The sequence below is a fragment of the Rubrobacter sp. M3-4 genome (genome assembly GCF_059772285.1).
In genome coordinates this window covers 28,277-41,357 of record NZ_JCBAJP010000004.1, presented here as the reverse complement: position 1 = coordinate 41,357, position 13,081 = coordinate 28,277, and the positions used below count along the sequence as shown (strand labels likewise).

At 68.7% G+C, this 13,081-nt stretch carries 10 protein-coding genes; 2 read left to right on the top strand and 8 right to left on the bottom strand.

Going from position 1 to position 13,081, the window contains the following annotated elements; translation table 11 throughout:
• The 3 genes from eno to mfd form a co-directional block, all read right to left on the bottom strand.
• Positions 1-1,293, bottom strand: coding sequence for a phosphopyruvate hydratase (gene eno / locus AC6EKW_RS05680; protein ID WP_273888374.1), 1,293 nt, complete (start codon positions 1,291-1,293; stop codon positions 1-3).
• A gap of 80 nt (positions 1,294-1,373) precedes the next feature.
• Positions 1,374-2,432: a peptidyl-prolyl cis-trans isomerase gene (locus AC6EKW_RS05675; RefSeq protein WP_498513889.1), complete on the bottom strand. Its 1,059-nt coding sequence runs from the start codon at positions 2,430-2,432 to the stop codon at positions 1,374-1,376.
• Positions 2,433-2,472: 40 nt separating this feature from the next.
• Complete coding sequence (mfd, locus tag AC6EKW_RS05670; RefSeq protein ID WP_498513888.1) at positions 2,473-5,547, bottom strand: transcription-repair coupling factor; 3,075 nt, start codon at positions 5,545-5,547, stop codon at positions 2,473-2,475.
• Between the two features lie 189 nt (positions 5,548-5,736).
• Here mfd and AC6EKW_RS05665 point away from each other — a divergent pair, with 189 nt between their 5' ends.
• Both AC6EKW_RS05665 and AC6EKW_RS05660 read left to right on the top strand, forming a co-directional pair.
• Positions 5,737-6,345 carry a LysE/ArgO family amino acid transporter gene (locus AC6EKW_RS05665; protein ID WP_498513887.1) on the top strand — a complete coding sequence of 203 codons (609 nt, stop codon included), beginning with the start codon at positions 5,737-5,739 and terminating at the stop codon, positions 6,343-6,345.
• A 157-nt stretch (positions 6,346-6,502) separates the two neighbouring features.
• Complete coding sequence (locus AC6EKW_RS05660; RefSeq protein ID WP_273888370.1) at positions 6,503-7,399, top strand: DMT family transporter; 897 nt, start codon at positions 6,503-6,505, stop codon at positions 7,397-7,399.
• On the opposite strand, the gene AC6EKW_RS05655 is transcribed toward AC6EKW_RS05660, so the two are convergent.
• The 5 genes from AC6EKW_RS05655 to AC6EKW_RS05635 all read right to left on the bottom strand — a co-directional run bounded on the left by AC6EKW_RS05655 (position 7,396) and on the right by AC6EKW_RS05635 (position 13,057).
• Positions 7,396-7,887 (bottom strand): SixA phosphatase family protein, encoded by a 492-nt coding sequence (locus tag AC6EKW_RS05655; RefSeq protein WP_273888369.1) that lies wholly within the window; start codon positions 7,885-7,887, stop codon positions 7,396-7,398. The genes AC6EKW_RS05660 and AC6EKW_RS05655 overlap by 4 nt on opposite strands.
• Positions 7,888-7,898: 11 nt before the next feature.
• Positions 7,899-9,500 (bottom strand): CYTH and CHAD domain-containing protein, encoded by a 1,602-nt coding sequence (locus AC6EKW_RS05650; protein ID WP_273888368.1) that lies wholly within the window; start codon positions 9,498-9,500, stop codon positions 7,899-7,901.
• Positions 9,501-9,540: 40 nt separating this feature from the next.
• A complete protein-coding gene (ppk1, locus tag AC6EKW_RS05645) occupies positions 9,541-11,634 on the bottom strand; it encodes a polyphosphate kinase 1 (protein WP_498513886.1) in 2,094 nt (697 codons plus the stop codon).
• A gap of 175 nt (positions 11,635-11,809) precedes the next feature.
• The gene (gene pth / locus AC6EKW_RS05640; protein WP_498514009.1) at positions 11,810-12,364 is read right to left on the bottom strand and encodes an aminoacyl-tRNA hydrolase; all 555 of its coding nucleotides are present in this window, start codon (positions 12,362-12,364) and stop codon (positions 11,810-11,812) included.
• 15 nt (positions 12,365-12,379) lie between these two features.
• The gene (locus AC6EKW_RS05635; protein WP_273888366.1) at positions 12,380-13,057 is read right to left on the bottom strand and encodes a 50S ribosomal protein L25; all 678 of its coding nucleotides are present in this window, start codon (positions 13,055-13,057) and stop codon (positions 12,380-12,382) included.
• Positions 13,058-13,081: the final 24 nt, after the last annotated feature.

Below are 13,081 nucleotides of genomic sequence, written 5' to 3'. Positions count from 1 at the left end.
CTAGCTCCTGCCTCCGCGGGGTTCGAACGCGGTGCGTCCCGGGTAGATCGCCGCCTCCCCGAGCGACTCCTCTATGCGGAGGAGCTGGTTGTACTTGGCCACACGCTCGCTCCGCGCGGGAGCGCCGCTCTTTATCTGCCCGGCGTTGACCGCCACCGCGAGATCGGCGATGGTGGTGTCCTCGGTCTCGCCGCTGCGGTGGCTGATCATCGTGGTGTAGCCCGCCTTGTGCGCGAGCTCGATCGTCTCCAGCGTCTCGGTTATCGTGCCGATCTGGTTGACCTTCACCAGGATGGAGTTCCCTATCCCTCGCTCGATGCCGCGGGCGAGGATCTTCGGGTTGGTGACGAAGATGTCGTCCCCCACGAGCTGCATCCTGCCGCCGAGCCGCTTCGTCAGCTCGGCCCAACCGTCCCAGTCCTCCTCGGCGAGCCCGTCCTCGAGGCTTATGATCGGGTACTCCCCGGCGAGCTCCTCGTAGTAGCCGATGAGCTCCCCGCTCGAGAGCTTCTTCCCCTCCCCGGCGAGCTCGTAGACGCCGCCGCGGTAGAACTCCGAGGCCGCCGGGTCCAAGGCGAAGCAGATCTGATCCCCCAGAGAATATCCGCTCCGCTCCACCGCTTCAGCGACGAGCGCGAGCGCCTCGCCGTTGCTCGAGAGGTCCGGGGCGAAGCCCCCCTCGTCCCCGATGCCGCCGGCGAGCCCCTTCTCGCCGATGAGCTTCTTGAGGCTCTGGTAGATCTCGGAGACCGCCCGGATGCCCTCCGAGAAGCTCTCGAAGCCGACCGGGACGACCATGCACTCCTGGAAGTCCACGTTGTTCGCCGCGTGCGCCCCGCCGTTGAGGATGTTGCAGCAGGGAACCGGGAGCGTGGAGGCGCCCGCGCCGCCCAGGTAGCGGTAGAGCGGCAGGTCCGCAGCCTCGGCCGCGGCCTTCGCCGCCGCCATCGAGACCCCAAGGATCGCGTTCGCCCCCAGCCTGCCCTTGTTCGGCGTGCCGTCGGCCTCGATCATCGCGAGGTCGAGCGCCCGCTGGTCGGTGGCGTCCATCCCGACGACCACCTCGGCCAGCTCGGTCTCGACGTTCTCGACCGCCCGCCGCACGCCTTTGCCGCCGTAGCGCTCCTTCTCGCCGTCCCGCAGCTCCACCGCCTCGTTCTGCCCGGTGGAGGCCCCGGAGGGCACGGCCGCCCGGCCCGCGAACCCGCTGGCCGTGATGAGCTCCACCTCGACCGTGGGGTTCCCTCTGGAGTCGAGGATCTCCCGCGCGCGGACCGAGACGATCTCCGTCATGAAGCTACCCTCCTGTCTCTCGGATGCAAGGCTCGTCGCCCCTCTACTCTACGCCTTCGGGAGGCAGAGCGCCAGAGCCTTCAGGAGGTCGATCCCTGCGGCCTGTAGGCCGGCAGGTACTTCACGTCACGCGACTTCTTCTGCTGCTCGAGCCACTTCTGAAAGGCCCTGGCCCGCTCCTGCTGCGCGAGGTGCTGCTTTATCTGCGGGGCGACCTTCTCGAGCGGCGTGGTGTGCCCGGGCTCTATCTTCGTCACCTCGATCAGGTAGTAGCCGAGGTTCTTGACCTCGATCGGCCCGGAGACCTTCCCCTTCTTCGCCGAAAAGATCGCCTTGTCCAGCGCGGAGAGGGAGATCTGCCCCTTGCTGACACACCCCACCTTCCCCCCTTTCTTCGCGCTGCGGGGGTCCTGGGAGTACTTCTTCGCGAGCTTCGCGAAGTCCCCGCCTTTCTCGAGCTCGCTCTTCACCTTCTCGGCCTGCTTCTTCTGTTTCGCCTTGTCCGGGGCGAAGACTATCGCGCTGAAGCAACGGCGCTCGGGCACCTTGAACTGGGCCTTGTTCTTCTCGTAGTAGCTCTTTATCTGCTTCTCGGAGGGGCTCACGTTCCCCGTGACCCTGTCCTCGACCTTCCGTACGAGAAGCCCCACCCGGATCTGCTGCCGGGCCTGGCTCTCGTTTATCCCGTACCCCTTGAGCACCTGCCGGAAGGCCTCCTCGTCGCTGAGGTTCTTCCCGAACTGCTGCCGGGCCTGCTGACCGGCCTGCTTCTTGAAGTTCTCGAGGGCCTTCTGAACCTCCCCGCTGGAGACGGAGATCCCGTGCTCTCTGGCGTAGGCCTCGGCGATCTTGGTGTCCACCAGCTGGGGCATGACCTGCGAGACGGCGGCCTTGTACTGGGCGGAGCCGGGCTGCGGCGCCTCCTTGAGCCCGCTCTGGCGGGCGAGCGCGTCGATTTGCTTCTGTACATCGCTCTGCGTGATCTGACCGCCGTCGAAGACGGCCACCTTCCTCGAGCCCGTCTCGACGTTGGCGACCGTGGAAGCGGCGGAGCAACCGGAGAGCACCGCGGCGAGGAACAGGATCAACCCCCACGTCACCAGAGATCGCTGGCGCCACGATCCGCTCAGAAAACGCAAGATCTCACCTCGAGCTGGTTGGATCCCAAAACGCCCGCGATTATAGCATGGTACGCCCGAGCGCCCCGAGCGCCCGCTCGGCGACCTCGAGCGGTTCTCCTGCGGCACCGCGAACCCGCATCCGGCCGGCCTGGCTCGACACTTCCGCCCCGGTCGTCCGCTCGAGGGCCGAAACGGCCCTGGCATCGGGCGTGACCCCGGAGATGGTGAGCGTCCCCTGCCGGTAGGAGACGGACCTGGCCCCCACCCTCCTCGCGAGCAGCTTGACGCGCGTGATCCCGAGCAGGTTGAGCGCGGGAGCAGGCGGCTCCCCGAAGCGGTCGGCGAGCTCTTCGGCGAGCTCCTCGACCTCCTCGATGCTCCCGGCGCCGGAGGCCCGCTGGTAGAGGGAGACCCGCTCTATCTCGTCCTGCACGTAGTCCGGCGGCAGGTACGCGTCGAGCGGCACCTCGACCACGACCGGCGCCTCGTCTCTCCGCGCTGCGGGCCTCCCCCGCGCCTCCTCGACGGCCTCCTCCAGAAGCCGCAGGTACATCTCGAAGCCCACGGCCGCTATGTGCCCCGACTGCTCCGCACCGAGCAGGTTGCCCGCGCCCCGGATCTCGAGGTCCCGCATCGCGACCGCGAACCCGCTCCCGAGCTCGGTGAAGTCCAGAAGCGCCTCGAGCCGCCTCTGGGCCTCCCGCGTCGCCCCGAGCGGCGCGAAGAGGTAGGCGTAGGCCTGCTCGGAGGAGCGTCCGATCCTTCCCCTCAGGTGGTAGAGCTGCGCGAGCCCCAGAGCGTCCGCCCGCTCGACGATGAGCGTGTTCGCCGTCCCCACGTCGAGCCCGGTCTCGATGATCGTCGTGGCGACGAGCACGTCCACCTCTCCTTCGAGGAACGAGCGCATCTTGCCCTCGAGCTCCCGCTCGGGCATCCGACCATGAACCACCGCGAAACGAGCCCCGGGGACCAGCCCGCGCAGCTGCTCGGCCCTCTCCTCTATGGTCTCGATGCGGTTGTGCACGAAGAAGACCTGACCGCCCCGTCCGAGCTCGCGCTCTACCGCACGCCGCACCAGGTCCTCGTCGTAGGGCCCGACGTGGGTGAGCACGGGCCTCCTCCCCGCCGGCGGCGTCTCGATCACGCTTATGTCCCGCAGGGAGGAGAGCGCCATCTGCATCGTGCGCGGGATCGGGGTGGCCGTGAGCGTGAGTACGTCGACCGAGGCCTTGAGCTGTTTGATCCTCTCCTTGTGCGCAACCCCGAAGCGCTGCTCCTCGTCGACTACGACGAGCCCGAGGTCCTTCGGCCTCACCTCCGCCCCGAGCAGGGCGTGCGTCCCGATGAGGATGTCCACCTCCCCGGCGGCGAACCCTTCGAGGATACGCCTCCTCTCCGCCGGGGATGTGAACCGCGAGAGGCTCTCGACGCGCACCGCGAAGCGCTCCAGCCGCTCGCGGAAGGTGCGCTCGTGCTGCTGGACGAGCAGGGTGGTCGGCGCGAGCATCATCGTCTGCTTGCCCGCGAGCGCCGCCTTGAACGCCGCCCTGACCGCGACCTCGGTCTTCCCGAAGCCCACGTCTCCGCACACCAGCCGGTCCATCGGCTTCGGCCTCTGCATGTCGGCCTTGACCGCGGCGATCGCGGCCTGCTGGTCCGGGGTCTCCTGGTAGGGGAAGCTCTCCTCGAGCTCCCGCTCCCACTCCGTGTCCTCCGGAAACGCGAACCCTTCGGCCGAGGCACGCACGATGTGCAGCCGCAGCAGCTCCCCGGCGAGCGCCTTGACCCGCTTCCTGACCCGCTCGGTGACCTGAGCCCACGAACTCCCGCCGAGCCGGTCCAGCCGCGCCCCTTCGCCGCCCACGTACTTGTGCAAGAGGTCCATCTGCTCGTAGGGCACGAACAGCCTGTCCCCGCCCCGGTAGCTGACCTCCATGTAGTCGCGGGTGACACCCAGGGCCTCCCGCGCCACGAGCCCCTCGAAGCGCCCGATACCCTGCGTGTCGTGCACGACGAGGTCTCCGGGCTTGAGGTCGGCGAAGCTCGTCGGCGTCCGGCCGCCCCTGCGGCCCTTAACCCTCCTCCCCAGGAAATCCCCGCGCCTGACGACCGCGACCCCGTCCTCCGGGTAGACGAACCCCTCTTCTACCTCGCCGGGTACGGCGTAGAGCCCGGGAGGAAGGCTCGCGTCCACGCGGGCGGCCTCCCTCACCTCGCGTCCGATCTCGCCGAAGGCGTAGACGGTGCGCTTGACCTCGCTCCCCGAACCGCAGGCGATGAAAACCGCAAGCCCGTCCGCGACGAGCGCCTCGAGCATCCTGGCGACCTCCCGCAACCCACCCCCGAACGCCACCACCGGCGGCGCCAGGACCGCCTCGCCATCCTCCGCACCGGTGAACTCGAGATCCGGCTCGGATGCCGCCGTGTCGTAGAGCTCGCGCACCAGACCGTCCAGGTCTTCCGGCAGCGTCTCCTGCGGCTCTTCGCGCCAGATCTCGGCCCCCCCGGGCAAAAGCTCGCGCGGTGAGACGGGATCGAGGCCGAGGAGCAGCCGGTCGAGCCCCACCACCCTCACCCCCCGGAGCGCCTCTTCGGGCAGCTCCTCCCAGCTCTCCGCGGCGAGCGCCGCCAGGTCGGCCTCGCGCGCAGCGTAGACCGTCACCGCCTTCAGGTCCTTCACGACCCGCTGGGTCGCCAGGGAGACGACCCGCACGCTCTCGACCTCGTCCCCCCACCACTCGACGCGCACCGGGGAGCGCCGGGTGCTCGGGAAGAGGTCCACGATCCCGCCGCGCACGGCGAACTCCCCGGGACGCGAGATCCTGTCCACCCGCTCGTACCCGAGCCGGGCGAGCCTCTCCAGAGCCTCGTCGAACTCCAGCTCCACGCCGCCGGAGAGCTCAAGTGGCTCGTGCAGGGGCGTCCTCTCGGCGAACGCGAGCGGTCCGGCCACGACGATGCGCGCCCGGCCCAAAGCGTGCAGCGCCCGCTGTCTCCTGCCGACGTTCGCGACGGGCGGGTCGAAGACGTCCCCGTAGATAGCCCCACGCGAGGGCAGGTGCACGACCGCATCCTGCGTGAAACACGCCGCCTCGCGGGCGTAGCGCTCGGCCGCCTCCTCGCTTCCCGCCACGAGTACGACGGGGCTCTCCGCGGTGGCGGCGAGGTAGGCTCGGATACGGTGTGGGGCCTGTACGGATCTCGTACGGAGAGGGTTTCTCACCCGGTAATTTTAACCCGTCCCACCCGCTTTCCAACGCGGGGCTCGCTTCCACCGCCTTGCCAGGTTGGGATCGGATGGATAACATCTCGGGGCTTGATTTTGCCTTTCGTACACGGGTTCGTGCTGGCTCTGGGCCTGATCGTCGTCCTCGGGCCCCAGAACATGTTCGTCTTCTCCGAAGGAGCGAGCAGAACCCGCTTCCGAGAGGCCCTGCCCGTGGTCCTGACCGCCGCTTTTTCGGACACCGCGCTCATCTCCGCCGCCGTGCTCGGCGTCTCGGTCGCGGTCCTCTCCTTGTCCCCGATGAAGATCGCGCTCACCCTGGGCGGGATGGGATTCCTCATCTACCTGGGCTGGTCCAACTGGCGCCAGACCCCCGCGGTCGACGGAGAGTGGAGGCGGGCGGCGGAGGGGACGCTCAGGCGACGGATCCTCTTCGCCCTCTCGGTCTCGCTGTTAAACCCCGGCGCCATCCTGGACACGATAGGCGTGATCGGCACCGGCTCGCTGGCCTACCATGGCGCCGCGAAGGTCGCCTTCACCCTCGCGAGCATAATGGTCTCCTGGCTGTGGTTCGCCTCTCTGTCCGCCGCCGGCAGGGCCTTCGGCAAGCTGGACACGGTCCGCACCCACCTCGGCCGTCTCTCGGCGCTCGTGATGTGGGCGAGCGCCCTCTACCTCGGGTACGAACTGCTCTTCGGGCTCTGAGACGATCCGGAGCGAGACCCCGAACTTAGAGAAAAGACCGACCGCGCACGACGAACGCACCGTCCGGAGGATCTTGGGTCGCCGGATCCGCCCCACGGTTCCATCCCAACGAACTCCTTCGTTGGACACGCCAACTTCCGGATGGCTAAATGGGATCATGAGCGAAAACACGGGGATGAAGGAGCCGGGGAAGGCGGTCCCCGGACACTACCTGGTGCTCCTCGCCGCCGTGCTCTGGGGCACGACCGGTACGGCCGGGGCCTTCGCCCCACCCTCGGCCACACCGGAGGCCATCGGGGCGGCGAGGATCACGATAGGGGGCCTGGCGCTGCTGGCGATCACGCTGACACGCGGCACGCTGCGCGGGCACCGGTGGCCCCTCTTCGCAACGGCGACGGGGTGTGCGGGGGTGGCGGCATACCAGGCGCTGTTCTTCAGCGGCGTGTCGAGGACCGGGGTGGCGGTCGGCACGATCGTCGCCATCGGAAGCTCCCCGGTCTTCGGCGGGCTCATGGGATTTTTCGTCCACGGTGAGAGGCTCTCGTACCGGTGGGCGCTTGCCACGGCGCTCGCGGTCGCGGGGTGCGTGCTCCTGATCGGCTCCGGCAGCGAGATCTCCGTGGCGCCCTCGGGCGTCTTGCTCTCTTTAGGGGCGGGTGCCTCCTACGCGGCCTACGCCACCGCCAGCAAGGGTCTTCTGAAGCGCATTCCACCGGAGGCGGTGATGGCCGTGCTCTTCACCGGGGGAGCCGTTCTGCTCTCGCCGGTGCTGGCGCTCACCGGTGCCGGCTGGCTCGCCACGGCCCGCGGGCTCGGGGTGGCGCTGCACCTGGGGATCGTGGCCACCGCCGCGGCATACTTCCTGTTCGGCCGGGGGCTCAGGCTGGTTCCGGTCGCGACCGCGACGACGCTCTCCCTCGCCGAACCGCTGACGGCGGGTTTGCTCGGCGTCTTCGTGCTCGGAGAACGCCTCACCCCGCCCGCGCTGCTCGGCAGCGCCCTCGTCTTCTGCGGGCTCGCGGTCCTCTCGTGGCGGCGGCCCGGCGTTACCTAACGCTCCTCGCTCAGCTCCCGGAGCAGTCCGGGAGGGAGGCTCCATCGCAGCACCCCCTCACCCACCCCTGGCTCGCCTCCGAACTCGATCAGGAGCGCGCCTCCCTTCTTTATCTTCAGGCGCCCGGGATCCCGACGGCCAAAGATCATGTGGCAGGCCGCGGCGTGCAGGTTCGGACGGTGCCCGAAGAGAGCGACGGATTGCACCCCGGGAAGCTCCCGCAAGACCTCCAGCACCTCTGCCGGGTCACGTTCGGGCTCGAGCTCCGGGCAGGGCTTCTGCTCCGGCCACCCCAACGCGGAGACGATCGAGGCCGTCTGCCAGGCCCGCACGAACGGGCTGCTGAGCACGAGATCCACCTCCGGCATCACGCGTAACAGCCCGCGCGCGGCCGCCTCGAACCTCTTTCGCCCCTCTGGTTCGAGAGGCCGCTTCGAATCGTCCGGCCAGCGGGAGGCATCCCGATCGTAGGCTACGGCGTGCCGCACCAGGCAAACCCTCAAACTTCGCGTCCCCCGCCGGAGGGCTTCATCCTCTCCATCTTCGCCTCGAGCCTCCTCCACCTCTTGCCCCGCAGGCGATCGTAGGCGGCGGGGAAGTCCTCCCTTACCCCGAGCGCCTTCTCGCGCCACCCGCCGGAAAGAGCCCCCATGACGAAGACCACCTCGGCCGGCAGCCTCCTCCCGCTCTCCAAAGCCAGCCCCCGCAGGTGTCCCGCGGCGGCGAACGCGTCCTGGTGCTCCCCGAGGACATCCTGCAGCCCCTTGAGCCTCCGCGCGAGCCTGCGCGCCGGCTTGCCGTAGACGGGCTCCAAGAACTCCAGCGCGTAACGCAGCCGGCGGGCGCGCTTGCGCAGCCGGTGGAAATCCTCCGCCGGTGAGCCCGGGGTCAACCCGTCTCCCGCCCGGCGCACCCTGCGGTACGCACCGCCCAGGATCCTCGGGGCACTCTCGAGGACCGGCCGGCGCGCGGCGACCGAACTCGTCGGCCCCGCACGCAGAAGCTCCGAGAAGCTTCCGACGAAGCGCGCGTAACGGCGGGAATCCAGCGCCCGTAACAGCTCCCTGCGCGCTTCCTCCCGGCGCTTCGTTATCTCCTCCACCACTCTCCCTGTACCTTCTCCCCCTCCCGCAGGATCGACCTCCCCACCTTCGACCTTCTCCAGCAACACGTCGAGGTCGCGCACGCCGCCGAGAACCCCCAGGATCCAACCGAGATCCCGCTCCAGCGACCGGAGCTTCACCGGCAGCGCCCGGTCGAAGAGCTTGATCGCGGCCCGTACCCGCCGCCCGGCCACCCGCATGTCGTGCAGCTCCTCGGGGTCCTCCCCGAGCCGGACCCCTCCCTCGTGGGAGAGGAATTCCGCGAAGTGCCTCCGAAGCACGGCGAAGGCCGCCTCGCCGGTGGTGGACCCCGCCCCGAACCCGGTCGGACCGAAAGACGGCGGGCCGGGGGGTTCGAGCCCGGCGACCTCCAGCCCGGTGCCGAACTTGGACCGGGTGGCCGGTTCGAGACCGCAGGCCTCGCGCAGCCCGTCCACGAAGGATCCGAGAGCCGGGTGAGCCGCATCCTCCACCTCCACCTCCACCCGCATCATCTCGCGCTCCCTCCCACCGTCGGGAGAGAAAACCCTCGTGTCGTCCAGCGCCACCTCGCCCAGACGCCGGCCCCCCAGCGATATCTCGTACACCCTGCGGCGCGTGCGCACCTCGAAGAGCACCTTGAGCTTCCTGTTCCCGGCCAGGTACCCGAGGCGCTCCCCCACGGCACCGGCGGAGAGCGGCGACTCCCCCTCTCCCACCGGGCAGGAGATCTCCCGCCGAACCTTCAGGCCGGAGGGATCCCCGCGCGCGAGGAGCTTCATCGTCGCCTCCGCACCGTCCCCCTCCACCCTCCGCACCCGGGCCGCATACCCGGCCCGCATGACCCGCCAGTCGGAGGTGTCATAGTAGGTGTCGACGATCCGCAAATCCCCCGCCGGCTCGACGGAGAGCCCGTCATCCCGCCCGCTTCCCTCCAGAAAGCCCACCACGGCATCGAGGTCGGCGGCGTCGAACTGCCACTCGATCTCCCGGTGATCCTGCGCAGCGGTCTCAGACACCCCCACGCACCCCCCTTCCCACGTCCGAAGCCTGCACCGCTCAGCCCGGGTCTTCGAGGAGCAGGGCCTGGCTGTCGAGAGGGTCCTGCCCGGCGGGAGGACGCAGCCTCTCGAAGGAGCCATCGGGCTTCATCTCCCAGGCGTTGGCGGTGTCGGAGAGCTGAAGATCCAGGATGCGCCTGACGCGCCGGCGGTGGCGCTCTTCCCGCAGGGGGAACACCTGCTCGACCCGCCGATCGAGGTTGCGCTGCATCATGTCCGCGCTGCCCAGGAGAATCTTCTCGTCCTCTCCTTCGCCGAAGGCGAAGACCCGCGCGTGCTCGAGGAAGCGCCCGACGAGGGAAACCACCCGTATGTTCTCGCTCACACCCTCCATCCCCGGCCTCAGACAGCAGATGCCCCGCACGATGAGATCTACCCTCACCCCGGCCTGAGAAGCCCGGTAGAGGGCCTCGATGATCTGCGGGTCGGTGAGCGAGTTCATCTTCCAGGTGATGCGGGCGCGCTCGCCGTTCCGGGCCCGCTCTATCTGTTCCTCGACCAGGCGCAGGATGCCCTCGCGCAGCGTCAGGGGGGCGACGAGCAGGGCCTTGTACTCCCGCTGGGCCGAATACCCGGTCAGATAGTTGAAGAGATCCGAGGCATCCTCGCAGAGCCCGGGATCGTCGGTGAAGTAGGAGAAGTCGGTGTAGACCCTGGCCGTCGAGGGGTTGTAGTTGCCGGTGCCGAGGTGTACGTAGCGCCTCAAGCCCTGCCCCTCTCGCCTGACGACCAGACAGATCTTCGCGTGGGTCTTGAGCCCCACGATCCCGTAGGCCACGTGCACCCCGTGCGCCTCCAGCTGCCGGGCCCAGGTGATGTTCGGCTCCTCGTCGAAGCGGGCCTTGAGCTCCACCAGCACCGCCACCTGCGTCTGCTCGTCGCGAGCGCTCAGGAGCGCCTCGACTATCGGGGAGTTCGCCCCCACCCGGTAGAGGGTCTGCTTTATCGCGAGCACGTTCGGATCCCCGGCTGCGGCCCGCACGAACTCCACGACCGGGGCGAAGGAGTCGTAGGGATGATAGAGCAGGATGTCCCCCTGTCGGATCGCCGAGGTGATCGAGCGCGAACGCCGGATGGCATCGGGCACCCGGGGGGAGATCGGGGGGTAGAGCAGATCCGACCGCTCCAGATGGGTCAGCTCCTCGAAATCCCCGAGCCCGATCGGCTCCGGGACGGCGTAGACCGCATCCGGCGAGATGTTGAGGTGGGCGGCGAGCCAGTCCCGCAACTCGCGGGGCATCTCCTCGGTGACGACGAGCCGCACGCTCTGCCCGAACCAGCGGCTCTCCAGCTCGTCCTCTATCGCCTGCAGCAGGTCGGCCGCCTCGTCCTCTTCGATGACGAAATCGGCGTTTCGAGTGACCTGGAAGACGTAGCTCGCCGCGATCTTCTTGCCGGGGAACAGCTCTTCGAGGTTCGCGGCTATGACCTCCTCGACCCTCACGAGGCGTATCTCGGCCCTCCCTCCATTGCCGCGCTCCGACTCTCCGCCGGAGAGCCTTATGAACCGGTCTATCGTCGTCGGGACTTTGAGCCGGGCCATCACCCGCCGCCCCCGATCCTCGAGCACGACCAGGAGGTTGAGCGAGAGGTTGGAGATGTGCGGGAAAGGATGCGCGGGGTCTATGGCCAGAGGGGTCAAAACGGGGAAGATGTCCCGGATGAACTTCTCCCTGAGCTCCTCTTTCTCCGCCTTGCGCAACCTGGCGTAGGGAACGAGGTTTATTCCCTCGCGCCGCAGCGCCGGCATCAGCACCTTCTCCAGGACCTCGCGTTGTTCGGCGAGGAAGCCCCGGGTATGTTCGTGGATGCGCGCGAGTTGCTCCTCGGGGGGCATGCCGTCCGGCACCGGGTTGGGGAGCTCCGCGGCGACCTGCTGCTGCAGCCCCGAGACCCGGATCATGAAGAACTCATCCAGGTTGGTCGCGGAGATCGCGACGAAACGCACCCGCTCCAGCAGCGGGTGCCTCTCGTCCCACGCCTGAGCGAGCACCCGCTCGTTGAAGGAGAGCCACGAGAGCTCGCGATTGATGTACAGCGAAGGGTCTGAGAGGTTGATCTCCTGCTCTTCCCTCCGCGCCGGGTTCGTCAAGACGGCACCTCCTCTCCAGCGGTGCCCCCGGTGAGCGCTGGATGAACGCCCTCTTCCATTCTTCCTGCAACCTCACACGCCCTCAGAGGGGCATCAACCTGCACCACGCACCGACGACACCGGCGCCCGCACGTTCCGAACCCCGCTCATCATATCGTCTCTTCGGCCCGCGGTGCTACCCTTCCTGGTTTCGGCGTACGTTGAAGCGGTTCATGGCCGCCTCGGGTCCTTCTTCGATCACCGCCTCGGCGGCGTCCGCCGCGCGCGGGATCGTCTCCCTCACCACCCCGTCCATCCGCCCGAGCACGTAGTCGATCACCTCGACACCATCCGGAGGACGGCCTATCCCGACCCTCACACGCGCGAACCGCTCCCCGATGTTCCCGATCACCGAGCGCAGCCCGTTGTGACCGCCGGCGCCGCCGCCGAGCTTCACCCTCACCGTGCCCGCGGGCAGATCCAGGTCGTCGTGGACGACCAGGAGACGGTCGCCGGAATAGGCGACGAGGGCCCGGCCCGAATCGTTCATGAACGTGGTCGGCTTGACGAGCACGACCGAAAAGCCGTCCAGGCGGATCTCCGCCTCCTCGGCCCGCTTCCGCCTGCGCCAGGCGCCGCCGTGGCGGGCGGCCAGCTCGTCCACCACCATGTAACCCGCGTTGTGGCGGGTGTTCGCGTAGGAGCGTCCCGGATTACCGAGCCCGGCGACGACCCACCGCTTCGTATCCAGCCCCGGCCCCCGGCGCTACTCCTCGGACTCTTCCCGGTCCTCGCCGGAAGGCGCCTCGGGCGGGGTGGCCTCCGCAGCCTCCTCCGGTTGCTCCTCGGCGATTCCGGCCTCCGCGGCCTCCTCCTCGGTGATCTCGGTCGGCGTGGTCACGGTCACCACGACCTCCTCCGGGTCGGAGACCAGCGTCACCCCCTCGGGCAGCTCGATCTCGCCGAGCGTCAGGTTCTCGCCCATGCCGAGGTTCGAGACGTCGATCTCGAGCTCCTGCGGGATGTTGCCCGGGAGCGACTCCACCTGCACCTCGTAGAGGACCTGCTGCAGCACGCCGCCCTCCTTGGCCCCCGGCGCCTCGCCCGAGACGACGACCGGCACCGTCACCTCGATGCGCTCGGTCATGTTCACCGGGGCGAAGTCCACGTGCAACAGCCTCCCCGTCAGCGGGTCGCGCTGCACGTCGACGATCCTCGCCGTCGCCTTTTCGCTGCCCGGAAGCTCTATGTCGTAGAGGGCGTTGTCCCCCAGATGGTGGATCGTCTGGTCGATCACCTTCGCGGGTACGGCCATGACCCGTCCTCCATCCGGGCCGTTCCCGTAGAGGACGGCGGGAAGCATCCCGGCGGCCCGCAGCCGCCGGGCGTCGTTCTTGCCCCTCCGCTCACGCTCCTCGGCGCGCAGGCTGACGTTCTCCGGCATGAAAGTTACCTCCCTCTCGTATCT

Coding starts and splice junctions, on each gene's coding strand:
- AC6EKW_RS05635 (WP_273888366.1), bottom strand. CDS start 13,057: ATGCCGGAGAACGTCAGCCTGCGCGCCGAGGAGCGTGAGCGGAGGGGC.
- AC6EKW_RS05660 (WP_273888370.1), top strand. CDS start 6,503: ATGAGCGAAAACACGGGGATGAAGGAGCCGGGGAAGGCGGTCCCCGGA.
- eno (WP_273888374.1), bottom strand. CDS start 1,293: ATGACGGAGATCGTCTCGGTCCGCGCGCGGGAGATCCTCGACTCCAGA.